This is a genomic window from Phenylobacterium sp. (genome assembly GCF_004299445.1).
Classification (GTDB): domain Bacteria; phylum Pseudomonadota; class Alphaproteobacteria; order Caulobacterales; family Caulobacteraceae; genus Phenylobacterium.
This window is the reverse complement of sequence record NZ_SCTC01000050.1, coordinates 12,823-39,192: the sequence shown is the minus strand read 5'-3', so window position 1 is coordinate 39,192 and position 26,370 is coordinate 12,823. Positions and strand designations below refer to the sequence as shown.

The window sequence follows — 26,370 nt, the reverse complement described above, 5'->3', positions numbered from 1 at the left end:
TCTCGCGATCCACCGCCCGGCCAATGCGACACAGCCACTGGAGAGCTAGGCTGACAGAGGAAACCTAGCGCAAAGCCTCGCCATGGAGAAGCTTGGCCAGTTCACGACTAGGTCATCACCAAACCGCCCCTAGAGCGCCACCTGGATCCGCCTGGAGATCGCGACCTTGCCCTCGCGCCAGACCCGGTAGTCGGCGACGTAGGTTCCACGGGCCCAACCCGTCGCCGGTCGCCGTTTGCCCACGTAGACGAGGCTCTGCGCGCGCCAGGCCTTGAGCGGCTCGGCGCGGCTCTTGGCCAGCACCGCCCCGTCCGGCGCCTTCAGTTCCAGTTCGACCACGTCGCCCGGCTGCAGCGCGATCGCGCGGACGTACGACACCAGATAGGGCGCGGCGGCGCTGAAGGGCCTCACGCCGCCCGCCTCCAGCTGCTCCTGGGTGAGCTCGCCATCGGTGAAGCCGGCGTTCAGCACCACCCCCTTGCGGTAGACCATCTTGGCCGCCGCATCGGCCCGCCACAGACCCGGCTGGACGCCACACGCCGCCTGCGGCTCCGGGGCGAAGGGATCGATGATCTGCCCGCCCCGCCGGACGGTGAAGTGCAGGTGAGGGAACTCGGTGTTGCCCGACAGGCCCACCCGCGCCAGCGGCGCCCCGGCCTTCACCACGTCGCCGACCTTTACCCCGATGCTGCCCTTGGCCAGGTGGCAGTACTGGGTCTCCCAGCCGTCGCCGTGATCCAGAACGACGCCGTTGCCACACTCGGCGTTGGTCACCGGCGGCGCGCCCGGCGCCCGTATCGAGATGTCGGCGACTCCGTCCCGCAGCCGCGCCACGCGGCCGGGCGCCGCGGCCAGCACCGCCACGCCACGGCGCTGGGCGGCCATGTCGGGGATGCGGATGTCGATGCCGTTGTGCTTGTCGTAGGTGTTCAGCCCGCAGCGATAGTCGCGCGTCGCCGGCGTGGGATCGCGGTCGACGTAGTGTTGGATCTCGCACGTCCGGCCCAACTCGCAGGCCAGCGGAAAGTCCAGCACGGGCCGCGCCGTCTGCGTGGATGCGGGGGGCGCCAGGGCGGCGAGGGCGAGGACTGGGAGCGCGGCGACCTTCATGCGGGGACCCTGGCGATGCGGCGGGACGAAACTATGGCCCTATTGGAAACGGATGCCGGTCAGCGCCGCCAGCCGGTCGGCGTCGGCGGCATAGACCTGGCGCAGATGCGCGACGTCGTCCGGCGTCAGCCGCGAGGGATAGTCGATCGCCTGGCCCACATGCACCTCGCGCGCGGCGGGCGTCGGCGCCTGTGGCAGGTCCAGTAATCCGCGCACCCGTTGCAGCGCCGAGCCCGGATCGCCGCGCAGCTCGTCCGACGTCAGAAGCAGCAGCTGCTGACGCGGGAACAGGCCCAGCAGCCGCTCGACCTGTTCGGCGTAGAAGCCGCGCTCGACATAGCTGAACTCGCGATGGTGGCCCCAGGGGTCGGCGGCGAACAGGCGCTGTCGTCCTTCGCGGATGCACCAGGCGAACGGGTGGGTCTCGACGCCTCGCGCATACTCCATCCGCCAGTGCGACCACGCGCGCTGCACCGGGTCGCGCAGGACCATGATGACCTTCATGGCCGGGTTGTAGGCGCAGATCCGCTCCAGGCTGTTCGGCCAGTAGCTGTAGATCGGCGTCGCCTCGCCGCAGGGCCGCCCCGCTGGGGCCGGAAACCGCGCGTGATAGGCGCGATAGTCCGGCTCGGACCAGTCCTGCCCCTCGTCGTCGAAGAAGTGCAGTTCCTTCTCGGTCGGCAAGGCGATGTCGGGATATTCGGTCAGGTAGTCGAACAGGGCCGTGGTCCCGCCCTTCTGGGCGCCGGCGATCAGGAAGCTGACGAGGGGCGGTTCGGCCATGGTCCGTGCATCCCCCGGTGCGGCGTTTCGGGCAAGGGGCTTCTGACGCAGCCCGGGAGCCGCTAAGACGGCGTTCAAACCTGCGCGCCGGATGAGTCCCAGTGGGGTCCATGGGGGGCGCGCCTGCAAGGCGGACGCATGAAGACGGTGATCCTGGCCGGCGGCCTGGGAACGCGCATCTCCGAGGAGAGCCAGTTCAAACCCAAGCCCATGATCGAGATCGGCGGCCGGCCGATCCTCTGGCACATCATGCGGCTGTACGCGCACCACGGCTTCAGCGACTTCGTCGTGTGCCTGGGCTACCGCGGCTATGTGGTGAAGGAGTACTTCGCCAACTACGTGCTGCATAACGCCGACCTGACGGTCGACCTGGCGACAGGCACGATCGAATACCACGCCACCAACCACGAACCCTGGAAGGTCACGCTGGTCGAGACCGGGTCCGACACCATGACCGGCGGCCGGCTGAAGCGCGTGGCGAAGTACCTGGAGCCGGGCGAGCCGTTCCACATGACCTATGGCGACGGCGTCGCCGACGTGGACCTGACCGCGCTGACGGCCTTCCACAAGGCTCACGGCAAGGCGGCCACGATCACCGCCGTCGCCCCGCCCGGCCGCTTCGGCGCGCTGGATATCAACGACGGCCGCGTCGACCGCTTCATCGAGAAGCCGCCGGGCGACCAGGGGCTGATCAACGGCGGCTTCTTCGTCCTGAACCCCTCGGTGATCGACCGCGTCGACGGCGACCCCACCATCTGGGAGCGAGAGCCGCTGGAGGGTCTGGCTGCGGACGGCGAGCTGATGGCGTATCGCCACGACGGCTTCTGGGCCGCCATGGACACGCTGCGCGACAAGAACATCCTGGAAGGCCTCTGGGCCTCCGGCGAGGCGCCGTGGCGACGCTGAACCCGGCATTCTGGGCCGGAAAGCGGGTCCTGCTGACCGGCCACACGGGCTTCAAGGGCTCGTGGGCGTCGATCTGGCTGACGCGGATGGGGGCGCAGGTGACCGGCCTGTCGCTCGCGCCCGACCAGAGCCCCAGCCTGTTCGAGATGGCCCGCGTCGCCGAACGTGTGGATTCCCATCTGGGCGACATCCGCGACCCCGCGGCGATCGAGGCGGCGCTGGCCGGCAAGACCTTCGACCTTGTCCTGCACATGGCCGCCCAGGCGATCGTGCGCACTTCGGTCGAGGATCCGCTGGGCACGTTCGACACCAACGTCATGGGCACGGCGCGGCTGCTGCAGGCCTTGCGCGGACAGCCCGAACTCAAGGCGGTGCTGACGATCACCTCGGACAAGGTCTACGCCAACAACGACTCGGGTCGCGCCTTCCAGGAAGGTGACAACCTGGGCGGCAAGGACCCGTACTCGGCGTCCAAGGCGGCGGCCGAGATCGTCGTGCAGAGCTTCGCCAAGAGTTACTTCAAGGACGTGGCGGTCGGGACGGCGCGGGGCGGGAACGTCATCGGGGGAGGCGACTTCTCGCGCGACCGGCTGGTGGCCGACATCGTGCGCGCGACCCGCGCCGGCGAGGCCGTTGTGCTGCGCCATCCCGAGGCCACGCGCCCCTGGCAGCATGTGCTGGACTGCCTGGCCGGTTACTTCACCCTGCTGGAGGCGCTGGCGATGCGCCCCGACGCGCCACGCGCGCTGAACTTCGGCCCCCGGCCCGGCGGCACCGAGGTCACGGTGGGCGAGCTGGCGACGCTGGGCGTCCAGGCGCTCGGCGGCATGCCCTGGGTGCACGAGCCGGACCCGACCTCGCTGGAAGCGAAGGCGCTGGCCATCGACGCCACCCTGGCCCGCACCGTCCTGGGCTTCGAAAGCCGCCTGGAGGCGCCCGACGCCGTCGCGCTCACCATGGACTGGTACGGACGCCAGGCGGCCGGCGAGGACGCGCTGTCCCTTTGCCTGGAGCAGATCGAAGGCTACGAAGCTCGCAAATGAGTTCCGCCCCCCTCTGCCGCTTCTGCCGCGCCCCGCTCACCCGCACCTTCCTGGACCTCGGCGAGCAGCCGCTGGCCAACAGCTACCTGACGCCCGACCAACTGGCGGCGGGGAACGAGCCGGTGTTTCCGCTGCACACCCGCGTCTGCGACCGCTGCTTCCTGGTGCAGGCCGATCACGAGGTGCCGGCCGAGGCGATCTTCGACGCCGGCTACGCCTATTTCTCGTCGTTCTCGCCGGGCTGGGTGGCGCACGCGAAGCGCTACGCCGAGGCGATGATCGAACGCTTCGGCCTGGGGCCGGAGTCGCTCGTCATCGAGGTGGCCAGCAACGACGGCTACCTCCTGAAGCACTTCCTGGCCCGCAACGTGCCCGTGCTGGGCATCGAGCCCACGGCCAACACCGCCGAGGCGGCTCGCGCCATCGGCGTGCGCACCGACGTGGTGTTCTTCAACGCCGAGACCGGGCGGGCCCTGGCGGCCCGCGGCGACCGCGCCGACCTGATGGCCGCCAACAACGTGCTGGCCCACGTGCCCGACCTCAACGCCTTCGTGGCCGGCTTCCGGCACGTGCTGAAGCCGGAGGGCGTGCTCACCTTCGAGTTCCCGCACCTCCTGAACCTGATCCAGCTGGTGCAGTTCGACACGATCTACCACGAGCACTACTCGTACCTGTCGCTGGTGGCGGTGGAGCAGGTGCTGGCGGCCCATGGCCTGCGCCCGTTCGACGTCGAGCTGCTGTCCACCCATGGCGGGTCGCTGAGGCTGTTCTGTTGCCACCAGGCGTCGGCCCACAAGGAGACCGAGGCCCTGCGCACCCTGCGCGCCACCGAGGCCGCCGCGGGCCTGAGCCGCATCGAGACCTACGAGGGCTTCGCCGCGCGGGTGGACGCCATGTGCGAGAGCTTCCGCGCCTTCCTGGCGTCGGCCAGGGACGACGGCAAGGCGGTCGCGGCCTATGGCGCGGCGGCCAAGGGCAACACCTTCCTCAACCACTGCGGCGTCACCCGCGACGACATCGTCGAGGTCTATGACGCCAATCCCGCCAAGCAGGGCCGCTACCTGCCGGGCAGCCACGTGCCGATCCGGGCGCCCGAGGCGGTGAAGACCACACGCCCCGACTACGTCGTCATCCTGCCCTGGAACCTGAAGGACGAGATCACCCAGCAGCTGGCCTTCATCGCCGATTGGGGCGGCAGGTTCGTCGTCGCCTCGCCGCTGACGCGGGTGCTGGACTGATGCGCTTCACGCCCACCCCGATCGCGGGCGTGGTCCGCGTGGAGGCCGAGCCGCACGCGGACGAGCGCGGCCTCTTCGCACGCCTGCATTGCCCGGAGGCGTTCGCCGCAGCGGGCATTCCCTTCGAGCCCGCCCAGACCAGCATCTCGCGCAATCCGAAGGCCGGCACCCTGCGCGGCATGCACTATCAGGCCGCACCGCACGCCGAGACCAAGCTGGTGCGCGTCACCCGCGGCCGAGTGTTCGACGTGGCGGTCGACCTGCGCCCCGACAGCCCCACCTACCGCCAATGGACCGGCGCCGAGCTCTCGGCTGAGAACCTGCTCGGCCTCTTCATCGATGAGGGCATAGCCCACGGATTCCTGACGCTCGAGCCCGACAGCGACGTGGTCTACCAGATCGCACCCGCCTATCGGCCGGGCCACGACGCGGGCGTCCGGTGGAACGACCCGGCCTTCGGGATCGACTGGCCGGCCGCCCCGCGACTGATCTCGGAGCGCGACGCTTCGTACCCCGACCATCGGGGCTGAGAACCTCGGCGCCGTCTGCTAGAGATTGCGCCCTATCGAAATGGACCTGGACTGCAATGGCTAACGAAAAGGCGCTCGAGGCGCTCTCGCGTATCGGAGAGACCCCGGATTGGCGCGCCGCCTTTATCCGCCAGCTGATCGCCTTCGAGGGGCAGATCCAGGCGCCCGGCGTCGACGTGCGAGAGGAACTGACCGGTCCGTTGGTAGACGCGCTCTACGACGACGACGCGGTCGTGCGGAAAACGCTGTCGACCGGCGTGACGTTCGAGTTCCTCTACCGCTCCAAGATCGCCCGCGACTTCGTGATGTCGCAGCCCGAGGCGCCCGACCACGCCTGGGAGCCGATGACGAGCCGGATCCTGGTCGACCTGGCCCGCGGCAAGACGAGGGGGGGCGCGAGGAACGTCGTCATCGGCGGCGCCTACTTCGGCGACCACGCGGTGCTGATCGCGCGCCAGATCGCCGGCAATGGCGGCGTCGTGCACGCCTTCGAGCCCAACAACGACCAGCGCGGCATGCTGATGAAGAACGCTGAGCTGAATGGCCTGACCAATATCAAGCCGCGGTCCGAGGGCCTGTGGCACGACAGCTCGACCAACCTGAAGCTGGTGGGCTTCGACAGCTTCGCCAGCGCCGAGGTGGCCGAGGCGGGCGACGATACCTTCAAGACCGTGACCATCGCCGACTACCTGAAGGCGTCGGGCGTCGAGGTCCTGGACCTCATCGTGCTGGACATCGAAGGCGCCGAGCTGGGCGCGCTGAAGGGCGCCGAGCCGTTCCTGGCGCAGCCCAAGGGTCAGGCGCCCGACATCCTGTTCGAGGTCCATCGCCACTACGTCGACTGGTCGAACGGGCTGGCCAACACCGACATCGTCAAGCTGCTGACCGGCCATGGCTACACGGTCTTCGCGCTGCGCGACTTCAACTCCAACTACGACCTGGCGGGCAAGCCGGTCGAGCTGATCCCGGTGGACGACGTCTACCTGGAAGGTCCGCCGCACGGCTTCAACATGGTGGCGGTGAAGGACACCGCGGTGTTCGACGGCCCGGGCTATTCGATCGTGAAGGGCGTCAGCCCCAAGTACCTGCGCCACAAGGATCCCAAGCTGCATCACCCCGTGGGCGGGCTCTAGCGCCTTGGCGGGGCAGGCCACCGTCGTCGGCGCCGCCGGCTTCGTCGGGGCCCGTCTGGCCGCGCGGCTGCAGGCCGACGGCTGGAGTGTGTGGGCCCCCGCCAAGGGCGATCCGGCGCTGTTCGAGCGCGACCTGGGGACCGTCTTCTACTGCGCGGGCCTCACCGCCGACTACGACCGCCGTCCCTTCGATACGGTGGAGGCCCACGCCAGCCTGGTCAGCGAGTTGATCCGCGCCGACCGGTTCGAGCGGCTGGTCTATTGCTCGTCCACCCGGCTCTACGACGGCCAGCGCAAGGACGTGGCGCACGAGGCCGAGCCGCTGGTGTTCGATCCCGCCGACCCGCGTCGCGTGTACGACCTCTCCAAGGCCCTGGGCGAGAACCTGACCCTGACCCGCACCGGCGGCCGCGGGGCCGTGGCGCGGCTGTCCAATGTCTACGACTGGGCGGACGGCGCCCCGGGCTTCCTGTCGGAGTGGCTGATCAGGGCGCGCACGACCCGCGACCTGGTGCTTGAAAGCAGCCCCAACATCGCGCGCGACTACATTCACCTGGACGACACGGTGGAGGCGCTGATCGCGCTGGGTGATCGAGGCCAGGGGATCTACAACGTGGCCGCCGGCCGGCTCTCGACCAACGCCGACATCGCCCGCGTTTTCGAGCGCGCAGGCTGGTGGGTCAGGTTCACGGGCGACGCCAGTCCCCTTCCTCCGCCCAACGCCAGCGCAGAGCGCCTCGCAGGTCTTGGCGTCGTCGCCCGACCGGTCGAGGATGTGGTCGCCGCCTACCTGGAGGGTCTGCCCGCGTGAAGCTTGTCGATCACACCCGCGAGAGCCTGATCGGCTACATCACCGCCCAGTGCGCCGCGATCGTGCCGGACGGCCGCGAAAGCGAGTTCCGCAAGGCCGTGGACGCCCACATCGACGAAGCCCTCGAGCGGATGCACGTCTGCATCAACGCCTGCGCGCCCTGGCGGCCCGACCAGTTCAACGTGCTGCAGAGCTCGCAGCACTGCATCTTCCTCTACTACCTCTCGAACACGATCTACCGGCGCTCGGGCGATACGGCGGCCGGCACGCGCCTCTTCCTGATGAACAAGGCGCTCAACGGCATCGACCTCTTCTACGAGATCCAGATGCCCGAGGTGTTCTATATCGGCCACTCGGTGGGGATCGTCCTGGCGAAGGCCACCTACGGCAACTACCTCGTGCTCTATCAGAACTCGACCGTCGGCCGGCACAAGACCGACATCCCGGTCATCGGCGACCGGGTGGTGCTCTACCCCAACACGGCCGTGATCGGCCGCTCGGTGATCGGCTCGGACTCGGTGCTGAGCCAGGGGACCAGCGCCGTGAACAAGACGGTGCCCGAGGGCGTCATCGCCTTCCGCTCCGGAGGCGCGGACCTAGCCTTCGCGCCTCGGCCCAACGACCTGTTGCAGGAGTACTTCCGGCTGTAGGCGCGCTGGACTCGCTCAGGCGGTCTTCTTGAGCCCCGGCCGTTCCGTCACCGCGCGGTGAACCATGGCGTAGAAGTCGGCGGCGAATTGCTCCGTCTGGCCCAGAGGGCTGGCCCGCAGCCGGTCGCGGATGGTGGCGCGGAACTCTCGACGGCGCTCCACGTCGGCGGCCAGCTTGAGCGCGATCTCCAGGTACTCGTCGAGGCTTTTCGCGCACAGGTCGCCGAAGCCGGCGTTCGACAGGATCGAGTAGCTAAGCCGCTCGAAGAACGCCTCGCCCACCATGCTGACCAGGGGCACGCCCATCCACAGGGTCTCGGTGGTGGTGGTGCCGCCGGTGAGGGGGAACGGGTCCAGCGTGATGTCGATGTCGTTGTAGTGCGGCAGGTGGGCGCCGCGCACCGCGCGCCAGATGATCCGGTCGGCGCTGACACCTTCCAGCGCGAACTGCTTCTCGATGTTCCTCCGGAAGCTCTCGCCGCTGGCCTCGGGGCGCACGAAGGCGAACTTCGAGCCGGGCGTCGCGGCGACCACGCGCGCCCACTGGCGCAGCACCTCGCGGCTGTACTTGTGCGGGTTGTTGGCCGTGCCGTAGGTCACGAAGCCGTTGCGGTCGGACGGCATGTCGGGCGCGATGGCGTGCCGGTCGACGAAGAACTGCTGGCCCAGCGCCAGCCAGGTGTGCGGCATCACCAGCGGCGTCTCGACCAGATACTCGTCCTTGGTCGGCCGGCTGAACGGGTCGCAGATGAAATAGTCGATGGTCGAGAGACCCGCCGAGTGCGGATAGCCCAGCCAGCTGGCCTGAACCGGAGCCGGGCGATAGGCCATCACCTCCAGCTTGTTCATGTGCGTCGAGCCGCCCAGCTCGATGAGGATGTCCAGCTGGTCGGCGGCGATGTTCTCGGCGGCCTTTGCGACGCCGATGTCGCGCCACCAGCGGTAGGCCTTGATCCGGCTCTCGATGTGCCGCTGGGCGGCGTCGGGCTGGCCCTGATTGAACGAGTAGACATAGACCTCGAACCGCGGATCGACGTGGTCGAACAGCGGCATGGCGAAATAGCCCACCGGGTGCTGGCGCAGGTCTGACGACATGAAGCCCAGGCGGATCTTGCCGTCGGCCGGGCGCGGCGCAGGGCGCGCGATCTTGCGGCGGGCGGCGGCGGCTTCCTGGTCGCGGCCCCAGATGCGGTGCTGCTCGACGAGCTCCAGCCGGTCCGCGTCAGTGCGCACCCGGGCCAGCTGCTTCAGCAGCGCCGTGTGGCGGCCGTGGCGAGCCCAGCTGCGGCCCAGGGTCTCGAAGTCGCCCACGGCGTCCAGCGCGTCGTAGTCGGCCACGCGCACGAAGACGTCGGTGAGGATCTTGTTGGCCGCATCGGTGAACTCGTGCCGGCGCGGCAGCAGCGACAGGGCCAGCTGATAGGCCTTCTCGATGAAGGCCCCCTCATCGCCGATCCGGCTTCGCTCCCAGGTCTCGACGAGAGCAGTCGCGGTCTCCAGGCGGCCCGGGTCCAGCTGGTAGGCCTTTTCCAGGTGGTAGTTGGCGCGTTCCCGATCGCGGTCCGCCACCAGCATGCCCAGCTGATAGTGGATCCATGGCACGTTGGGGTTGGCGGGCAGCTGCTCTTCGAGGAACGCCTCGCAGCGGGTCAGGTCGCCGGCGCGGCGCATCACCATGGCCTTGCTTTCGGCCAGGCGCAGGTCGTTGGGCGCAATGGCCAGCGCCTTGTCGATCGCCTCCTCGGCCTCGGCCGTGCGCAGCTCCTCGTTCAGGATGCCGATCATGTCCAGCCACGCATCGGCGTTGTCGCGCTTGACGCTGATGGCGGTGCGCAGGCGCACGAGCGCCGGCTCGATCTTGCCCAGCTTGCTGAGCGTCCGGCCCAACTGTCGGTGATACTCGCTGTTGCGCGGCTCCAGGCGGATAAGCTTCGTGAACATCGCCTCGGCTTTGGTGAGCTCGTTCAGGTCGATGAGCACGTTGCCCAGGTTCTGCTGGGCGGCGAGGTTCTTGGGCTGGAGCTTGATGGCGGCTTCGAAGAGCGGCACAGCCTCGGCTTGGCGGCGCAGCTTGCGCAGCAGGACACCGCGCGTGTTGAGCAGGTCGTAGTCGCGGGGGTGGCGCTCGAGGCCTTTTGCCGCGGCGGCCTCGCCTTCGGCGAAACGGCCGGCGTTGTAGAGCTGGACCACCAGCGCGCGATAGACCTGGACCGTGCGGGCGGGGTCTTCCGCAATCGCGGCGCTGAGGTGTTCGATGGCCTCGTCCCGACGGCCCGCACTCAGGGCCGCCTGCGCCGCGTTCAACCGATCGCTCATTCCTGGACCTTCTAGCCGTAAGTCGGGCCCGACTTACGGCGCTCGCTTGGCCATGGCTAGGGCCACGCGAGCGCAGTTAGCGCGAGAAGCGCCATTTCAGGACCAGGATCGTCGCCGAGAGTGCAAGGCAGACGATGTTGGACGCTGCGACCGGCCAGCTTCCGGTCATCAGGCCGTAGGCGGTCCAGAGGATGAAGCCGGTCACGGTCACCGCGTACATCCGAAGCGAGACGGCCGAGGCGTCGCGCTCTCGCACGATCTTGACGATCTGGGGGGTGAAGCTGGCCATCGAGCAGAGGGCGGCGCCCGTGCCTACGAGGTCGGCGGCTGAGAACATGGGGGCTCAGGCCCGTTGCGCGTCATTGTCCATGGGAACGCTAACGGTGATGCGGACCCCGGGTTGCCCGGATGTGATTTCCAGCCTGCCCCGCAGCTGCTGGGCCATCAGTTGGGCGACCGTCAGGCCGAAGCCGGTCTTTGGCGCCGCCGGGTCCATGCCCACTCCGTTGTCGGCCACCGAGAGCTCGAAGCCGTCCTGGGTGCGGCGCAGGCCCACGCGGATGCGCCCGGCCGCGCCGTCGCGAAAGGCGTGGCGCAGCGCATTGCTCACGGTCTCACTGACCAGCAGCGCGACCGGCGCGCCGTGGCGGCCCGGAATATGAACGCTCTCGAGGTCCAGCTCGATGTCGACGCCTTCGCGCCCGGCCGACCCGGCGAGGTCGCCGACGATCTCCCGCACGAGGCCCGACAGTTCGACCTCTTCGGAGTCGTCAGACCAGGTCACGCGGCGGTGGGCGACGCTCACCGCGGCCACGCGCAGCTGCACGGCCCGGAGCGCCTGGCGCGCCGTGTCGTCGCTCACCCGGCGGCCTTGCAGCATGACGATCGACGAGATCAGCTGAAGGGTGTTCTTGACCCGGTGCTCGGCTTCCCGCTGCCGGGCCATCTGGCGTTCGAGAGCGGCTTCCGGGTTTTCGTCGCTGGGGCTGACCATACTGACTCCCGTCATCGGCCGGGACCGACGTTCCACCCTAGGACGGGCGGATGCATCTTGCCACTCGGCGCCGCGAGCGCGGAACGGGTCACGTTGAAGCGGTCCGGACGGGAGTGCGCAAAACGGCCGGCTTGACCGGAAGGGGCCTGCGGGCGAAAGCGGCGCCTCATGAACATCCTGATCGTTGGGTCCGGCGGCCGCGAACATTCGCTGGCATGGAAGATCGCGGCCTCGCCGCTGGTGAAGCGGCTCGTGGCCGCGCCCGGCAACCCCGGGATGGCGGCCCAGTGCGAGCTGCGGAATGTCGCCGTCACCGACGTCGATGGCCTCGTGGCGCTGGCGCAGCAGATCGCCGCCGACCTCGTGGTGATCGGACCCGAGACCGCGGTGGCGGCCGGCCTCGCCGATGCGCTCGCGGCCGCGGGCATCCCGTGCTTCGGCCCAACGGCCCAGGCCGGCCAGCTGGAAAGCTCCAAGGCCTTCACCAAGGCGTTCTGCGACCGCTACGGCCTGCCCACCTCGGCTTATGCCGTGTGCGAGGATGCTGAGGCGGCCAAGGCGGCGCTGGAACGCTTCGCTCCGCCCTATGTCATCAAGGCCGACGGGCTGGCCGCCGGGAAGGGCGTTGTGATCGCCTCCGACCGCGCCGAGGCCGAGGCCGCGATCGAGGACGCCTTCGGGGGTCGCTTCGGTCAGGCCGGCGCGCGGGTGGTGATCGAGGAGTTCCTGGAGGGCGAGATCGGCTCGCTGTTCGCCCTGTGCGATGGCAAGACCTCGATGGTTTTCGGCTGGGCCCAGGACCACAAGCGGGTGTTCGACGGCGAGCAGGGACCGAATACGGGCGGCATGGGCACCTATTCGCCCGCGCCGGTCTTCACGCCTGAGCTGGTTGAGCAGGTGCGCGCGCGGCTGGTGGACCCGGCGTTCGCGGGCATCGCCGCCGATGGGGCGCCGTATCGTGGCGTGTTGTTCGTGGAGCTGATGGCGACCCGGGACGGGCCCAAGCTGGTGGAGTTCAACACCCGCTTCGGCGATCCCGAGTGCCAGGTCCTGATGCTGCGCCTGAAGAGCGACCTCGTGCCCTACCTGCTGGCCTGCGCCACGGGCCGGCTGGCTCAGATACCGGGGCCCGAGTGGCGGGACGACGCGGCGATCTGCGTCGTGCTGGCGGCCAAGGGCTATCCGGGCACGCCGCAGGCCGGTGGCGTCATCAAGGGCGCCGACGCCGATTTCGGCGCGGACGCCGTGGTCTTCCACGCGGGAACCACGCGGGACGCCCAGGGCATGCTGCGCGCCGCGGGCGGGCGGGTGCTGAACGTCTGCGCGCGGGCCGGCACGCTGCGCGAGGCGAAGGACAAGGCCTACGCAGCCGTCGACGCGATCGATTTCCCGGACGGCTTCTGCCGCCGCGATATCGGCTGGCGTGCGCTGGGCTAAGCGCCTTCCGCCACCGCCTTGAGCGCCGGCAGCGCCACGGCGTGCCAGGCATGGCCCATGCCGCCCTGGATGCCCTCGACCTCACGGTCGTCGAACTGGTCCCAGCCCGAGTGGACCAGCCGCACGTGCGTGCCGCCGGGAATGTTGCGCAGCCGGATGTCCACGTGCGTGTCGGGCAGGCCCCACGAGAACGCCAGCCGCCTTGGAGCGTCCAGCATCTCGATCCGGCACGCGATGCCATCGGTGGGGTCGCCTGCGAGGCGACGCGCCCGGTCGGGCTGCAGGTAGAAGACGTGACCGACGACCGGCTGGAAGCGCAGGCAGCCCATCCACTGGGTCACCAGCGTCGGATCGGTGATCGCCCGCCACACCCGCTCGCGCGGGGCCTCGATCTCGATGATGGAGGCGACATCCTCGACCATGGCCCGCCTCTGAGGGCCGCCGGCCGCCCCGTCAAGCGCTTGCCCGACGCCGCGTCACCGGTAAAAGGACTTCAAACAAATGTACGAAGCGTGGGAGAGCGCCATGACCGAAGCCGTCACTGCCGAGCAGGAGCGCGAGGCGCTCAACACCGGCACCAAGGAGGTCGCCGAGACTCACCGCTTCGACGAAGGCGCGCTGGCCCGCTGGATGGAGGCCAACGTCGAGGGCTACCAGGGTCCGCTGGAGGTCCGCCAGTTCAAGGGCGGCCAGTCCAATCCGACCTACCAGCTGATCACGCCGAACCAGAAGTACGTCATGCGCCGCAAGCCGCCGGGCAAGCTGCTGCCGTCGGCCCACGCCGTCGACCGTGAGTTCCGGGTGATCTCGGCGCTCTATCCGACCGGCTTCCCGGTGGCCAAGCCGTACGGTCTCTGCACCGACGACAGCGTTGTGGGCACCATGTTCTACATCATGGACATGGTGGAGGGCCGGATTCTCTGGGATCAGTCGCTGCCGGCCTACTCGCCCTCCGAGCGGCGCGAGATCATCCTGGCGAAGATCAAGACGCTCGCCGACCTGCACAACACCGACTACGTGGCCGTGGGCCTCGAGACCTACGGCAAGCCAGGCAACTACATGGCCCGCCAGGTCGACCGTTGGACCAAGCAGTACAAGGCCTCGGAGACGGTCCACATCCCCGAGATCGAGCGCCTGATCGAGTGGCTGCCGAAGACCGTGCCCGAGCAGGAACGCACCTCGATCGTCCACGGCGACTACCGCCTCGACAACATGATCTTCCACCCCACCGAAAACCGCGTGGCGGCGGTGCTGGACTGGGAGCTGGGCACGCTGGGCGAGCCCCTGGCCGACTTCACCTACCTGCTGATGAACTGGATCAACGGCGGGATCTCGCAGATCCCCGACCTGAAGGCCCACGGCATCCCGACCCTGGACGAGGCGGTGGAGTACTACTGCGGGCTCACGGGCCGCAGCGGCCTGCACGACCTCTACTGGTTCTACAGCTACAACACCTTCCGCCTCGCCGGCATCCTGCAGGGGATCGTGGGCCGGGTCCGCGACGGCACCGCCAACAGCCCCCACGCCGCACAGCAGGCCGACCGCGTGCTGAGCCTGGCGGAGACCAGCTGGAAGTACGCCAAGCTGGCCGGGGCGGAGTAGCGGGCCGCCCTCCTAACCTCCCGCCGCTTCGCGTGGGAGGTGAGGACGTAGCAAAGCGTCCAGCGCCGCCTCGTCCTGGAACACCGCGCGGACGGGCCAGGGCTTGATGCGTGCGCGCCAGGCCGGGGGCAGGCGGGCCCAGTCCTTTTCCGTGGTGATCAGGCCGGCGTCGAACTGCGTGGCGCGGTCGGCCAGGCGGGCGAGCTCGCTTTCCGCGTAGGCGTGGTGGTCGGGGAAGGGCCAGAAGTCGGCCAGCTCGCAACCGGCCGCCTTCAGCGCGCGCTCCACCTTCCAGGGTTTGCCGACACCCGCAAAGCCTACCTGCGGGCCGGGCGGAGGGGGTTCGGCGGGTTGCAGCCGGGCGATCAGCACCGGGACGCTCGCCAGACTGCGCAGCAACTCCGGGTCGGGCGCGTCCAGGTCGGCGGGCAACAGCAGGACCGCGGCGTCGGCGCGGGCCAGACCGGCCTTCAGCGGCTCGCGCATCGGTCCAGCCGGGAAGACCCGGCCGTCGCCGAAAGGCCACTCGTCGTTCCGCGTTTCGCCGTCGACCACCACCAGCGACAGAGACTTCTTCACGGACGGGTTCTGGTGGCCGTCATCCATGACGATGACCGGCGCCCCGGCCTGCGCCGCCGCCATGGCCCCGGCCGCGCGATTGCGCGCCACCCAGACGGGCAGGTCCGTGGCCAGCATCACGGGCTCGTCGCCGACGTCGGCAGCGGTGTGGTGGGGCTCGACCCGCAGCGGACCGGCCTGGGCGCCGCCATAGCCGCGGGTGAGCACGTGGCCGCCCAGCCGGCGGGCGATCTCGCGCACGACCGGGGTCTTGCCCGCGCCGCCCATGGTGACATTGCCGACGCAGATGACGGGCACGCCCGGATCTACGGGCTGTCCGCCCGCGATCCGCCGCGCCGTGGCCCAGGCCCAGATCCACGACGGTGGGGTCAGCAGCGCCCGCAGCACCGGGCTGGGCGAGCGCTCGCGCGTGTACCACCACTGGGGCGTCGACAGCTTCATGCCGGCAGCAGGGGTTCGAGGCGGGCCAGCGCGTCGTCCAGGGCCGCGCTCTGGCGGTTGGCGTAGGCCTGAGCCGCCTCGCCCATGCGGCGGCCGATGGCCGGGTTGTCCAGAAGGCCGCGGAGATGGCGCGCCAGTGCTGCCGCGTCGGGGGCTTTGATCGCGGCGGCCTCGGCCAGCAGGTCGGCATAGGGCTCGGCGGCGTTCGACACGTCCGGCCCCGTGAGGATCGGACGCCCGATCCGCGCCGGCTCCAACGGGTTGTGGCCGCCCACGCCAGCCCAGCCGCCGCCCATCACCACGATGTCGGCCAACCGGAAGAACAGCCCCAGCTCGCCCAGGGTGTCGGCGACATGGATCTCGCCCGAAGGCGCCTCGCCGGCGGCCCGGCGGGTGGCGGCGAAGCGGGCCGCGAGGTCGGGGCCGCGGTCGGGATGGCGTGGCGCCAGGATCAGCAGCGCGCCGGCGCCGGCGACGCTACGGAACGCCTCCACCACGATCTCGTCCTCGCCCGGATGGGTGCTGGCCGCCAGGACCACCCTGCGCCCGGCGCACGCCTCGCGCAGGCGCTCCAATTCGGCCTCGTCGGCGGGCAGGGGCTCGCCCGCCAGCTTCAGGTTCAGCTTCGGCCCCGGCGATCCGCCCAGTCGGCGCACGCGCTCGGCGGTCGCGTCGTCCTGCGGCAGGATCAGGTCGAAGGACGAAAAGATCTCGTGCGCCGCCACCGGGAAGCGCCGCCAGTTCCGCGCCGTCCCTTCGGTGATCCGCGCCGAAATCAGGGCCAGCTTCACGCCGCGCGCGTGGGCCTCCTGGATCAGGTTGGGCCACAGCTCGCTCTCGACGAAGATGGCCAGCGACGGACGCCAGTGGTCCAGGAAACGCGCCACCGTCCGGGGCGTGTCGATGGGCGCGTACTGATGGATCACGCCGTCCGGCAATCGCCTGGCCAGCATCTCGGCGGCGGTGGTGGTGCCCGAGGTGACCAGCAGGACCAGCCCGGGCTGCGACGCCCGCAGCGCCGCCACCAACGGGAGCAACGACGTCGCCTCGCCCACGCTGACGCCGTGCAGCCAGACGAGGCGGCCGTCCGGCCGGGGAGGGCGGGCCCGGCCGAGGCGCTCGTCCAGGCGCGCGGCGTCTTCCTTGCCGCGAGCGGCGCGGCGGCGCAGCAGCATCGGCGCCAACGGCTCGAGGAGCGCCGTCAGTACGGCATAGAAGGCAAGGGGGCTGGGCCTCACGCCACCTCGGCCGGCGCGAGGCGGCAGGCCCGGACCGTGCTGGTCTGGACCTGCAGGGTGGCGTGGCCGATGCGGAAGCGGTGCTCCAGCCCCTCGCAGGCCATATGCAGGAAGCTGTCGCCGTCGGCGTTGTGGGGCCGCAGCACGTGTGCGGTCATGGCGGTCTCGGTGGTTGAAATCGCCCAGACGTGCAGGTCGTGGACATCCTCGACGCCCGGCAGGCCGGCCAGGTATCGGCGCACGGCCTCGACGTCGATGTCGCGCGGGGCGGCGTCCAGCGCCAGATCCGCCGAGTCGCGCAGCAGGCTCCACGTGCCCAGCACGATGACCGCGGCGATGACCAGGCCCAGCACAGGGTCGATCCAGAGCAGGCCCGTCTGGGCCATCGCGAACGCCCCCGCCACGACAGCCAGCGAGACGCCAGCGTCGGCGGCCATGTGCAGGAAGGCGCCGCGGACGTTCAGGTCGGAATGGCTGCCGCGCATGAACAGCATGGCCGTCAGGCCGTTGATCACGACGCCCAGGCTGGCGGTCAGCATCACCAGCTGGTTGTCCACCGGCGCCGGCTCACGCAGCCGATGGGCGGCCTCCGAGACGATCACGCCCACGGCCACCATCAGCAGGATGGCGTTGGCGAGCGAGGCCAGGATGGTGCCCTTGCGCAGGCCGTAGGTGCGCCGGCCGGCCGGGGCCCGCCTCGCCAGCACCACTGCGCCCCAGGCCAGCAGCAGCGACAGAACGTCCGAGAGATTGTGCCCGGCGTCGGCCAGCAGCGAGAGCGACCCGGTCCAGAGGCCCGCGGCGACCTCGGCGGCCACGAACAACGCATTGAGTCCGACGCCGATCGCGAAGGCGCGGCCCATGTCGGCCGGCGCATGATGATGGTGGCCGCCCCCGTGATGGTGGTGGCCGTGATCGTGTCCGTGGGCGTGATGGTCGTGCGCGTGAGCCACGGGGCCTATGTCTCACCGACCTCGGGCCCGATCAACGCGATAACAAGTAACGACGCGGAGGGCGGCGAGCTCGGCGATGCAGTTCAGTGCGCGCCGCAGGCGCAATCTTGTTTGTCCACGAGCCACACGAACGCGGGAGAACGCTGAGCGCCGATCATCCGGCTCCGTTCCTGTGGTTCGCGTGGCTCGTGGACATTCTCGCGGCGCTGACGCGCCATTGCGGCTGACAGGACTGTGCGCCCCTTGTCAGCCGCGCCCCACGATCGCCTCTGCCCTCCGGGTCGCCGCCGACAGGCGCGCGGACCACGCCACGATGAGACCCTCGATCGCGCGGTCGTCGGCGTCGGCCGGCACGTAGAGCGGGCCGTCCCAGACCACGGCGCCCCGGCCGAAGGGAGCGGCCCACATGACCTTGTCCCAGGTGCTCCGCATCTGGGTCGCGGGGCTGGCGGCGATGCCCATGAGGTAGACGGCCTGGCCCGAGCGTTTGGCGATCTGCAGCGAACCGGCGGCGATCACTTCGTTGGGACCGCGGGGGCCGTCGGGCGTGACGACCAGGGCGCCGCCCGCCTTCACCCAGTTGGTCGCCTCGCGGATGGCGGCGACGGCCTGGCGGGCCTTGGCCGCGTCGCCCTTCTTGGCCGACGAGGCGCGGATCGCCGGGAAGCCCGACATGTCGAGCGCCCGGGCGATGAACTCGCCGTCGGCGCTGGGCGAGATCAGGCACTTTGTGCGCTTTCTCCACCATTGCGGGGCCGTCGCCAGGCAAAGCGGGATGCGGCCGTGCCAGAACAGCGCGATGGCGCCCTTGGCGTCGTCGACCAGCACGGGCTCGACGGCTTCGACGTTCTCATGCCGCCAGCGGATGGTGCGCAGCACCAGGCGCAGGTAGGTCCCGAGCAGCCAGCCGAGGAACGCCTGGACACCGTCGGATCGCAGCAGCTTCTTCAAGCTGCGGGCTCCGCCTCTTCCAGGTCCTGATATTGGGCCAGGCGCGCGTAGAGGCCCTTCGACTTCACCAGGCTGGCATGGTCGCCCGTCTCCACAATCCGGCCCTGGTCGACCACATAGATGCGGTCGGCGCCGCGGACGGTGGACAGGCGGTGGGCGATGAGCAGGGTCGTGCGCCCCGCCATCAGCCGCTTCAGCGCCGCCTGCACCTGGGCCTCGCTCTCGGTGTCGAGCGCGCTGGTCGCCTCGTCCAGCAGCAGGATCGGCGCGTCCTTCAGGAAGGCGCGGGCGATGGCGATCCGCTGCCGCTGGCCGCCGGAAAGGCGCGTCCCGCCTTCACCGACGAGACTGGCGTAGCCGTCCGGCAGAGCCGCAATAAATTCGTGAGCCGCGGCGGCCTCGGCCGCGGCCTGGACCTCGGCGTCGGTGGCGTCGGGGCGCGCATAGGCGATGTTGGCGCGGATGGTGTCGTCGAACAGGAACGGCTCCTGGGTGACCAGCGCGATCTGGTCCCGAAGTGAGGCCAGCGTCATCTCGCGCAGGTCCTGGCCGTCCAGGGTCACGCGGCCGCCGCTGACGTCGTAGAAGCGCGGGATCAGGTTGAGGATCGTGCTCTTGCCGCCGCCCGAAGGGCCGACCAGGGCGACCGTCTCACCGCGCCGGGCCTCGAGCGTCACGCCCCCCAGCGCTGGGGGCCCGTCCCCGCCATACGAGAAGCTGACGTCCTCGAACCGGATGGCGCCCTCCGAGCGGGAGATGGCATGGGCGCCCGCCTGCTCCCGCACCTCGGGCTCGACGTCCAGCGCCGCAAACAGGCGTCGCGCCGCCGACATGCCCTCGGCGAACACCGTCTGCAGGTTGGCCAGCTGGCGCAGCGCCTGGCTGGCCATGGTCAGCGCGGCGATGAAGGAGAAGAACGCGCCGGCGTTCATCTCGCCCACGGTCGAGCGCCAGCCCGCATAGGCGAAGACGATCGCCACGATCAGCGACATCAGGAGTTCGGTGGCCGGCGCGGCGCGGGCCCGGGCGTTGGCGCCCTTGGTCAGGTGGCTCTGGCGCCGGGCGACCACTTCGGCGACGCGGGCCTCCTCATAGGCTTCGCGGTTTTCCAGCTTCACGACGCGCACGCCGTCCAGGCTCTCCATGATCGCCGACGACAGCGCCGAGGTCTCGGCCATGGCGCCCTTGGCGGCCTTGCTGGTGCGCTTCGAAAACCGCCGCATGATCAGGCCGGCGAGCGGGACCACGCCGATCAGCACCAGCGACAGCATCCAGTCGTTGGCGACCATCACCGCCACGGCGCCCACGAAGACCAGCAGGTTCTGGGTGTAGTTCACGACCCCCGCGGTCGCGGCCTCGCGGATCAGGCCGGCGTCGTAGAGCACCGACGAGACGTAGGCGCCCGAGTGCTGGCTGCGCAGGTGGGCGAGGTCTGCCCGGACCAGCTTGCCGAACAGCTGCACCTGCACGTCGCCCACGACGCCGTTGCCGATGCGGTTGACCAGGGTGGCCTGGACGATCTGGGCGACGGTGCGGGCGACCGCCAGGCCCGCGATCGTCAGGGGAATCCAGAGCAGCGCGCCGGGCTTGTGGACCACCAGCAGGTCGTTGGTCGCCGGCTCGATGATCTGCACCAGCCGCGCCGAGCAGTAGGCCACCACCACGGCGGCCAGCATGGCCACGGCCCAGCCCTTCCACCGCGGCGCCATGTAGATGCGGGCCACCCGGGCGACCAGCGCGCGGGCGCCAAGCTCCGGCGGGGCGGGGACGCTCATGGGGGTTGGGTCGGACGTTGCGGCGGCGGTGTCAAGCGACTGTCGGGCGCCTTGGCTCTTCCTTGCAGGAAGGACGGCGCTGGCCGAACCGTGGTGGGTCAAATCCGATTCATCGCCGCCGCCGCCGCGATCACGGAGGCGGCGAGCGGGGTCGGCAGGGCGTCCAGCCGAAACCAACCCAGGCCGGTGTGCTTCTCAGGCTCGAGAAGGGCCGGCTCGCCCTGGAAGCTTCGCGCCAGGTATGTCGGCGAAACCCAGTGTTGATCGGGGAGGATGAGGTCCACGACACAAAGGAGCTCGAGCGGGCCGAGGATCAGGCCCAGTTCCTCCGCGATCTCGCGGCGCGCCGTTGTCTCCGTAGGTTCGCCTGCGTCGACCTTGCCGCCGGGCAGGCTCCAGCAGCCCGCTTCCGGAGCGCGGCCGCGGCGGATCAGCAGGAGCTCGCCGTCGCGCTGGATCACGACGCCGCAGCCGACCCGGGGCTGGTTTGGCGATGGCTTCGTCATGGGCGGACCCTAGAGCCTGTCCGGTTCAGATGGAATCGGCGGCGAACCTCAAGCTGGCGAGCGCCGGCGGACTTCCCCGGCGGCACGGCTGGCCCTAGTTAGGCCGACATGACCGCCCCGGCCGACCGCTTCGACCTCAAAAGCCCGCTGGGGCGGATGAAGACCTACCTCGACTATCTCTGGAACGACCACGCCTACCTGCGGCTGGGGTTCTCGAACGCGCACTGGATCAGCGAGGAGCTGGTTCGGGCCAATCAGCCGTGGCCGCACCAGATCGCGGAATGGAAGGCGCGCGGCATCAAGTCGATCGTCAACCTGCGCGGCGGGTTCGACGCCAGCTTCCACGCCCTGGAGAAGGACGCCTGCGAGCGCCTGGGGCTGAACTTCGTGAACTTCACGATCACGTCGCGCGAGGTGCCGTCGCGCGACCGCGTTCTGGGCGCCAAGCGGCTGTTCGAGACGCTGGAGTACCCGGCGATGATGCATTGCAAGTCCGGCGCGGACCGGGCGGGCATCATGAGCGTGCTCTACATGCACTTTCGCAAGGGCAAGACGATCCGCGAGGCGCTGGACCAGCTGTCGTTCAAGTACCTGCACATCCGCCACGGCAAGACCGGCGTGCTGGACTACACCTTCGCCCGCTACCTCACCGAGGGCGAGCCGGCGGGCATGAGCTTCCTGGAATGGGTCGAGAGCCCGATGTACGACCCGGCCGCCATGAAAGCCGACTTCCGAACCAACATGTGGGGCAACCTGCTCACCGAGAGTGTGCTTCGGCGAGAGTAGTCTGCCTTTCCCACGAAGGGGGAGAGGGGGACCGCACGCCGAGGCCGAAGGCCGTAGAGCGGGTGGTGGAGAGGGCGAGCCTCACCCGCGAGCCTGTGGTCCGACCTGGTCAGTCGTTGGGCGGAAGATCGTCCCGCTCTGCCCGCCGCTTGCCCTTCCCACCGCCCGCTCTTCGGCGGGCGAATCTAGTGCGCGTGGCCGTCGTCGGCGGCGGGGGTCAGCAGCTTGTGGGCGTGCAGGACGAAGTAGCGCATCAGGGCGTTGTCGACGGTGGCCTGGGCCTTGGCGCGCCAGGCGCGGGCGGCTTCCTCGTAGCTGCCGAACGCGCCGACGAAGTCGACGCTCGCGTAGTCCTTGAACTCGGGCGGGCCGTCGAGGGACTTGAGTTCCCCGCCGAGGACGAGATGGAGAAGTTCGGTGCTGGGCATGGGTTAGATCGTTTCAGCTGAAATCATTTCCGCGGGCCAATATGCTGGACGAGCGGCAGGATCAATGGGGCCAGCGCCGGGGTAGCGCAGATCAGGCTGGCCTGCGACGGTCTGGCGCGGTTGTAGCGGAAGCCTTCGCCCGTGTGGTCACCCACGAAGCACCCCGCCTCGCGCGCGATCAGATCGCCGGCGGCCACGTCCCAGTCCGACTTGCGCACCGGCGCCACGGCGGCGTCGAAGTCGCCGGCCGCCACCAGGCACATGCGATAGGCGGTGGAGTTGCGCTGCTCGACCTGCATCGCCGGCCAGGGCGTGGGCCACGACCAGTGGCCGAAGACGATGGGGTCGCCCACCATCCGGCAGTCGGCCAGTTCCGTCGCGTTCGAGGGCGAGATCGCCTCGCCGTTGCGGGTCGCGCCCCGGCCGGCGGCGGCGGCGTATATTTCGTGGCATTCCGGCGCGAACACCACGGCGGCCACCGGCAGGCCGTCCTCGACGACGGCGATCGCCACCGACCACCAGGGCCGACCCTTCAGGAAGGCGCGCGTGCCGTCGATCGGATCGACCACGAACAGGCGACGGCGATCCATCCGGCTCCTGTCGTCGGCCGTCTCCTCGGACAGCCAGCCGTAGTCAGGACGCGCGCCGCGCAGGCGTTCGGTCAGCAGCTTGTCGGCGGCCAGGTCGGCGTTGGTGACCGGCGTGCCGTCGTCCTCCTTGTATTCGATCTCCAGGCCCTGGCGTCGCAGGTCCCAGGCCAGTTCGCCGGCCTCGCGGGCCGCGTCGAGGATGAGGGTCAGGTCCTCTTCCATTCCGGCGTCTAGAGACCCGCGATGGCGAGAGCGTCGACGAGCAGCGAGGGGGCGTTGGCGGCGCCGCGGAACTCCAGGTCGGAGCCGGGCGTGACGCGGCTGAAAATGTCCAGCAGGTTGCCGGCCACGGTGATCTCGTTCACCGGATAGGCGATCTCGCCGTCCTCGAACCAGAACCCGGCGCAGCCCACCGACCAGTCGCCGGTGTTGCTGTTGAGCGACGGGCCGAACATCGAGGTGATCAGCAGGCCGTTTCCGGCGTCCTTCATCAGCCCCGCCTGGTCCTTGTCGCCCGGCATGAAGGTCAGGTTCGAGGTCGAGACGCCGGGCGGTCCGGCGAGGCCGCGCGAGGCGTGGCCGGTGGTCTTCATGCCGAGCTGGCGGGCGGACGAGGTGTTCAGCAGCCACGTGGTCAGCACGCCGTCGTCGATCAGGTTGCGGGCCTCGTTCGCCACCCCCTCGTCGTCGAAGGGCGAGGATCCCAGGCCGCGCAGCTTGTGCGGGTCGTCGCGGATGACGACGCCCTTGGCGAACAGCTGCTGGCCCAGCTTGTCCTTCAGGAACGACGCGCCGCGGGCGATGGCCGGGCCCGAGATCGCGCCGATCAGCGGGCTCATCAGCGCGCCGGCGAGGCGGTTCTCGAAGATCACTGGGGCGGTGGTGGACGCGATCTTGCGCGCGCCGAGACGGGCGGCGGCTCTGCGGCCGGCCGAGTCTCCCAGGCTTTCCGGCGAGGGGAGGTCAGCCTGCCAGCGGGTGGAGCGCCCGTCGTGGCCGGTCTCCATGCCGTTCTCGTCGCCGGCGATGGCCGAGGCGCTGATCGAGAACCCGGACGCCTGATGGACGCCGGTGAACCCCCCGCTGGTGACCATGGTCCACTGCGACGACGACCAGGCGCCGGCCGCCCCATCCGAATTGGTCACCTTGGGGACAGCCCGCGCCGCGGCCTCGGCGATGCGGGCGCGCTCTTCCAGCATCTCGGGCGTCGGTTCGCTGGCGTCGTAGAGGTGCAGGTCGCGCATCGGCTCCCGGGCCAGATGCTCGGGGTCGGCCAGGCCGGCATAGGGGTCCTCGGGCGCCAGGCGGGCCATGGCGACCGCGCGCTCGACAAGCTTGGCGCGCGCTTCGGGCGAAATGTCGGATCCCGAGACCGTCGCCTGACGCTTGCCCACGAACACGCGGAGGCCCAGGTCGCGGGACTCCTCGCGCTCGACTTCCTCGAGATCGCCGTTGCGGACGGTGATCGACAGGCTGCGCCGCTGGGCGCCCACGGCCTCGGCCGCGTCGGCGCCCGCCTTGAGCGCAGCGGCGACGACGTCGTTCAGAAGGGTCTCATCCATCGCCGGGATATGGCCGACCCGGGCCGCCCGAACAACCCTACGGGATGGCGTAGAACAAAAGGGCCGCGGCGATGGCCACGTAGCTGATCCAGGTGGCCAGCACGCCCAGGGCCCGCGGCAGCGTCGCGGAGGTCGAACGGGAGAGGCCGATGGCATGGGCCAGGCGGCCCGCGAACAGGATCGCGCCGATCGGGTGGATCAGCAGCGGCGGGGCGTTCACCAGCGCCAGCAGGGCCAGGCCGGCCATGGCGGCCGGCACATATTCGGTGGCGTTGCCGAAGGCGCGGATGGCCTGGTTCAGCGCCGGCACGCCGCCGTCGCCGATCTCGACGTGGTGCTTGCGCCGCTGCCGGGTGACGAGCACCGACAGCACGAGCAGCAGGATCAGGTGCAGGCCGGCCCAGAGGGCGGCGGCGTGGGCCGAAGCGTTAGCGTCCATGGGCTGCGTTAATCCACCGGCGCGCCGTCACCCGGCAACCCCAGGCGTCCCCACATCTGCGTGACCTTGGCCACGGTGTCCGGGTCCATACCCAGCTTCTCGCCCCATTCACGGTGGGTCTCGGGCGGCCACTTGTTGGTGGCGTCGAGGCCGATCTTCGACCCCAGGCCGCTCTCGGGCGAGGCGAAGTCGAGGTAGTCGATCGGGGTGTTCTCGATGACGGTGATGTCGCGGGCCGGGTCCATACGCGTGGACAGCGCCCACATGACGTCCTTCCAGTCGCGGGCGTCGATGTCGTCGTCCACGACGATCACCCACTTGGTGTACATGAACTGCCGAAGGTAGCTCCAGACGCCCATCATCACGCGCTTGGCGTGGCCGGCGTAGGCCTTCTTCATCGACACGACGGCGATACGATAGCTGCACCCCTCGGGCGGCAGCCAGAAATCGACCACCTCGGGGAACTGCTGCTGCAGCAGCGGGATGAACACCTCGTTCAGCGCCTCACCCAGCACCGAGGGCTCGTCCGGCGGCCGGCCGGTGAAGGTGGTCAGGTAGATCGGGTCCTTCCGCATCGTGATCGCGGTGACCTGGAAGACGGGGAACTGTTCCACCGAGTTGTAGTAGCCGGTGTGGTCGCCGTAGGGCCCCTCGTCGGCGTACTCGTCCAGCAGGACGTGGCCCTCCAGTACGATCTCGGCGTGGGCCGGCACCATCAGCGGCACCGTCTTGGCCGGGACCAGGTCCAGCTTGGCGCCGCGCATCAGGCCCGCGAACTGGTACTCCGACAGCGTGTCCGGCACCGGCGTCACCGCGGCCAGGATCGTGCCGGGGTCGGCGCCGATGACCGCGCAGGCGGGGAGCGGCTCACGCTTGCCCTGCGCCTTCCACCGCCGGTGATGCTGCGCCCCGCCGCGGTGGGCCAGCCAGCGCATGATCGTGCGGTCCTTGCCCAGCACCTGCATGCGGTAGATGCCGAGGTTGAAGTCGTCCTCCCGGCTGTCGGACGGCCCCTTGGTCACCACCAGCGGCCACGTGATCAGCGGCGCCGGCTCGCCCGGCCAGCAGCCCTGGATCGGCAGCTTGGTGAGATCGATCTGGTCGCCCTTGAGCACGACCTCCTGCACCGGCGCGGTCTTCCGCACCTGGGGCCGCATACCCATCACGGTCCTGGCCAGCGGCAGCATGTCGAAGGCGTCCTTCAGGCCCCGCGGCGGCTCGGGCTGGCGCAGGAACGCCAGCAACTCGCCCACCTCGCGCAACTCGCCCGCGGTGGTGCGCTCCTTGCCCTCGAGCGTCACGCCCATGGCCACCCGCTTCACCGTGCCGAACAGGTTGACCAGGCAAGGCATGGTCGAGCGTTCGCCGTCGGCGCGGATGACGTTCTCGAACAGCACCGCCGGCCCGCCGGTCGCCAGCAGGCGGCGCTGGATCTCGGTCATTTCCAGGTGGGTCGACACAGGCTCGGTGACGCGGACCAGTTCGCCCGCCGCCTCCAGCTTGGCCAGGAACTCGCGCAGCGATCGATAAGCCATGGCGCCGTTTACCTGGGGCCGGTGAAGCGGTCTA

The 26,370-nt window shown here is 69.9% G+C and carries 27 protein-coding genes; 10 read left to right on the top strand and 17 right to left on the bottom strand.

Going from position 1 to position 26,370, the window contains the following annotated elements:
• Window positions 1–129: 129 nt before the first annotated feature.
• Together EPN98_RS13315 and EPN98_RS13310 are read right to left on the bottom strand one after the other, a co-directional pair.
• Window positions 130–1,110, bottom strand: a complete 981-nt coding sequence (locus EPN98_RS13315; RefSeq protein ID WP_293363250.1) for a M23 family metallopeptidase — start codon at window positions 1,108–1,110, stop codon at window positions 130–132.
• A gap of 39 nt (window positions 1,111–1,149) precedes the next feature.
• Window positions 1,150–1,893 carry a sulfotransferase domain-containing protein gene (locus EPN98_RS13310; protein ID WP_293363248.1) on the bottom strand — a complete coding sequence of 248 codons (744 nt, stop codon included), beginning with the start codon at window positions 1,891–1,893 and terminating at the stop codon, window positions 1,150–1,152.
• Between the two features lie 138 nt (window positions 1,894–2,031).
• Between EPN98_RS13310 and rfbF the strand changes: the two genes are divergently transcribed.
• The 7 genes from rfbF to EPN98_RS13275 are packed head-to-tail and all read left to right on the top strand — an operon-like array spanning window position 2,032 to window position 8,204.
• Window positions 2,032–2,799, top strand: coding sequence for a glucose-1-phosphate cytidylyltransferase (rfbF, locus tag EPN98_RS13305; RefSeq protein WP_293363247.1), 768 nt, complete (start codon window positions 2,032–2,034; stop codon window positions 2,797–2,799).
• Window positions 2,787–3,842: a CDP-glucose 4,6-dehydratase gene (gene rfbG / locus EPN98_RS13300; RefSeq protein WP_293363245.1), complete on the top strand. Its 1,056-nt coding sequence runs from the start codon at window positions 2,787–2,789 to the stop codon at window positions 3,840–3,842. Before rfbF ends, rfbG begins: the two co-directional genes overlap by 13 nt.
• The gene (locus EPN98_RS13295; protein WP_293363244.1) at window positions 3,839–5,080 is read left to right on the top strand and encodes a class I SAM-dependent methyltransferase; all 1,242 of its coding nucleotides are present in this window, start codon (window positions 3,839–3,841) and stop codon (window positions 5,078–5,080) included. The genes rfbG and EPN98_RS13295 overlap by 4 nt, the downstream gene beginning before the upstream one ends.
• Complete coding sequence (rfbC, locus tag EPN98_RS13290) at window positions 5,080–5,610, top strand: dTDP-4-dehydrorhamnose 3,5-epimerase (RefSeq protein ID WP_293363242.1); 531 nt, start codon at window positions 5,080–5,082, stop codon at window positions 5,608–5,610. The genes EPN98_RS13295 and rfbC overlap by 1 nt, the downstream gene beginning before the upstream one ends.
• 56 nt (window positions 5,611–5,666) lie before the next feature.
• Window positions 5,667–6,743: an FkbM family methyltransferase gene (locus EPN98_RS13285; RefSeq protein WP_293363241.1), complete on the top strand. Its 1,077-nt coding sequence runs from the start codon at window positions 5,667–5,669 to the stop codon at window positions 6,741–6,743.
• 4 nt (window positions 6,744–6,747) lie between these two features.
• The gene (locus EPN98_RS13280; RefSeq protein ID WP_293363240.1) at window positions 6,748–7,554 is read left to right on the top strand and encodes an NAD(P)-dependent oxidoreductase; all 807 of its coding nucleotides are present in this window, start codon (window positions 6,748–6,750) and stop codon (window positions 7,552–7,554) included.
• Window positions 7,551–8,204, top strand: a complete 654-nt coding sequence (locus EPN98_RS13275) for a hypothetical protein (protein WP_293363239.1) — start codon at window positions 7,551–7,553, stop codon at window positions 8,202–8,204. The genes EPN98_RS13280 and EPN98_RS13275 overlap by 4 nt, the downstream gene beginning before the upstream one ends.
• 15 nt (window positions 8,205–8,219) lie before the next feature.
• On the opposite strand, the gene EPN98_RS13270 is transcribed toward EPN98_RS13275, so the two are convergent.
• The 3 genes from EPN98_RS13270 to EPN98_RS13260 all read right to left on the bottom strand — a co-directional run bounded on the left by EPN98_RS13270 (window position 8,220) and on the right by EPN98_RS13260 (window position 11,514).
• Entirely contained in the window at window positions 8,220–10,520 is a 2,301-nt protein-coding gene (locus tag EPN98_RS13270) for a tetratricopeptide repeat protein (RefSeq protein ID WP_293363238.1), read from the bottom strand.
• A gap of 76 nt (window positions 10,521–10,596) precedes the next feature.
• Window positions 10,597–10,857: a SemiSWEET transporter gene (locus tag EPN98_RS13265; RefSeq protein ID WP_293363236.1), complete on the bottom strand. Its 261-nt coding sequence runs from the start codon at window positions 10,855–10,857 to the stop codon at window positions 10,597–10,599.
• A 6-nt stretch (window positions 10,858–10,863) separates the two neighbouring features.
• A complete protein-coding gene (locus tag EPN98_RS13260; protein WP_293363235.1) occupies window positions 10,864–11,514 on the bottom strand; it encodes a sensor histidine kinase in 651 nt (216 codons plus the stop codon).
• Between the two features lie 168 nt (window positions 11,515–11,682).
• Here EPN98_RS13260 and purD point away from each other — a divergent pair, with 168 nt between their 5' ends.
• Window positions 11,683–12,951, top strand: coding sequence for a phosphoribosylamine--glycine ligase (purD, locus tag EPN98_RS13255; protein ID WP_293363234.1), 1,269 nt, complete (start codon window positions 11,683–11,685; stop codon window positions 12,949–12,951).
• On the opposite strand, the gene EPN98_RS13250 is transcribed toward purD, so the two are convergent.
• Window positions 12,948–13,373 (bottom strand): SRPBCC domain-containing protein, encoded by a 426-nt coding sequence (locus EPN98_RS13250; RefSeq protein WP_293363233.1) that lies wholly within the window; start codon window positions 13,371–13,373, stop codon window positions 12,948–12,950. The genes purD and EPN98_RS13250 overlap by 4 nt on opposite strands.
• A gap of 103 nt (window positions 13,374–13,476) precedes the next feature.
• On the opposite strand from EPN98_RS13250, the gene EPN98_RS13245 reads away from it, so the two are divergent.
• On the top strand, window positions 13,477–14,553 hold the full coding sequence (locus EPN98_RS13245; RefSeq protein WP_293363232.1) for a phosphotransferase family protein: 1,077 nt from the start codon (window positions 13,477–13,479) through the stop codon (window positions 14,551–14,553).
• A 12-nt stretch (window positions 14,554–14,565) separates the two neighbouring features.
• On the opposite strand, the gene lpxK is transcribed toward EPN98_RS13245, so the two are convergent.
• The 6 genes from lpxK to EPN98_RS13215 form a co-directional block, all read right to left on the bottom strand.
• Complete coding sequence (gene lpxK, locus EPN98_RS13240) at window positions 14,566–15,573, bottom strand: tetraacyldisaccharide 4'-kinase (RefSeq protein ID WP_293363231.1); 1,008 nt, start codon at window positions 15,571–15,573, stop codon at window positions 14,566–14,568.
• Window positions 15,570–16,811: a glycosyltransferase N-terminal domain-containing protein gene (locus tag EPN98_RS13235; protein WP_293363230.1), complete on the bottom strand. Its 1,242-nt coding sequence runs from the start codon at window positions 16,809–16,811 to the stop codon at window positions 15,570–15,572. Before EPN98_RS13235 ends, lpxK begins: the two co-directional genes overlap by 4 nt.
• On the bottom strand, window positions 16,808–17,764 hold the full coding sequence (locus EPN98_RS13230) for a cation diffusion facilitator family transporter (protein ID WP_293363229.1): 957 nt from the start codon (window positions 17,762–17,764) through the stop codon (window positions 16,808–16,810). Before EPN98_RS13230 ends, EPN98_RS13235 begins: the two co-directional genes overlap by 4 nt.
• Window positions 17,765–18,010: 246 nt before the next feature.
• Window positions 18,011–18,715 carry a lysophospholipid acyltransferase family protein gene (locus EPN98_RS13225; RefSeq protein ID WP_293363227.1) on the bottom strand — a complete coding sequence of 235 codons (705 nt, stop codon included), beginning with the start codon at window positions 18,713–18,715 and terminating at the stop codon, window positions 18,011–18,013.
• On the bottom strand, window positions 18,712–20,490 hold the full coding sequence (locus EPN98_RS13220; protein ID WP_293363225.1) for an ABC transporter ATP-binding protein: 1,779 nt from the start codon (window positions 20,488–20,490) through the stop codon (window positions 18,712–18,714). Before EPN98_RS13220 ends, EPN98_RS13225 begins: the two co-directional genes overlap by 4 nt.
• Before the next feature lie 98 nt (window positions 20,491–20,588).
• Window positions 20,589–20,996, bottom strand: coding sequence for an NUDIX domain-containing protein (locus EPN98_RS13215; protein WP_293363224.1), 408 nt, complete (start codon window positions 20,994–20,996; stop codon window positions 20,589–20,591).
• Between the two features lie 108 nt (window positions 20,997–21,104).
• On the opposite strand from EPN98_RS13215, the gene EPN98_RS13210 reads away from it, so the two are divergent.
• Window positions 21,105–21,782: a sulfur transferase domain-containing protein gene (locus EPN98_RS13210; protein ID WP_293363222.1), complete on the top strand. Its 678-nt coding sequence runs from the start codon at window positions 21,105–21,107 to the stop codon at window positions 21,780–21,782.
• Window positions 21,783–21,967: 185 nt separating this feature from the next.
• Here EPN98_RS13210 and EPN98_RS13205 read toward each other — a convergent pair whose 3' ends face one another.
• From EPN98_RS13205 to EPN98_RS13185, 5 genes are read right to left on the bottom strand one after another with little or no spacing between them, the layout of a single operon-like run.
• Window positions 21,968–22,210 (bottom strand): DUF4170 domain-containing protein, encoded by a 243-nt coding sequence (locus tag EPN98_RS13205; RefSeq protein ID WP_293363221.1) that lies wholly within the window; start codon window positions 22,208–22,210, stop codon window positions 21,968–21,970.
• A gap of 23 nt (window positions 22,211–22,233) precedes the next feature.
• Window positions 22,234–23,022: a 3'(2'),5'-bisphosphate nucleotidase CysQ gene (locus EPN98_RS13200; protein WP_293363220.1), complete on the bottom strand. Its 789-nt coding sequence runs from the start codon at window positions 23,020–23,022 to the stop codon at window positions 22,234–22,236.
• 8 nt (window positions 23,023–23,030) lie between these two features.
• Window positions 23,031–24,362: a TldD/PmbA family protein gene (locus EPN98_RS13195; protein WP_293363219.1), complete on the bottom strand. Its 1,332-nt coding sequence runs from the start codon at window positions 24,360–24,362 to the stop codon at window positions 23,031–23,033.
• Between the two features lie 37 nt (window positions 24,363–24,399).
• On the bottom strand, window positions 24,400–24,801 hold the full coding sequence (locus EPN98_RS13190) for an MAPEG family protein (protein ID WP_293363217.1): 402 nt from the start codon (window positions 24,799–24,801) through the stop codon (window positions 24,400–24,402).
• An 8-nt stretch (window positions 24,802–24,809) separates the two neighbouring features.
• On the bottom strand, window positions 24,810–26,336 hold the full coding sequence (locus tag EPN98_RS13185; protein ID WP_293363216.1) for a UbiD family decarboxylase: 1,527 nt from the start codon (window positions 26,334–26,336) through the stop codon (window positions 24,810–24,812).
• Window positions 26,337–26,370: the final 34 nt, after the last annotated feature.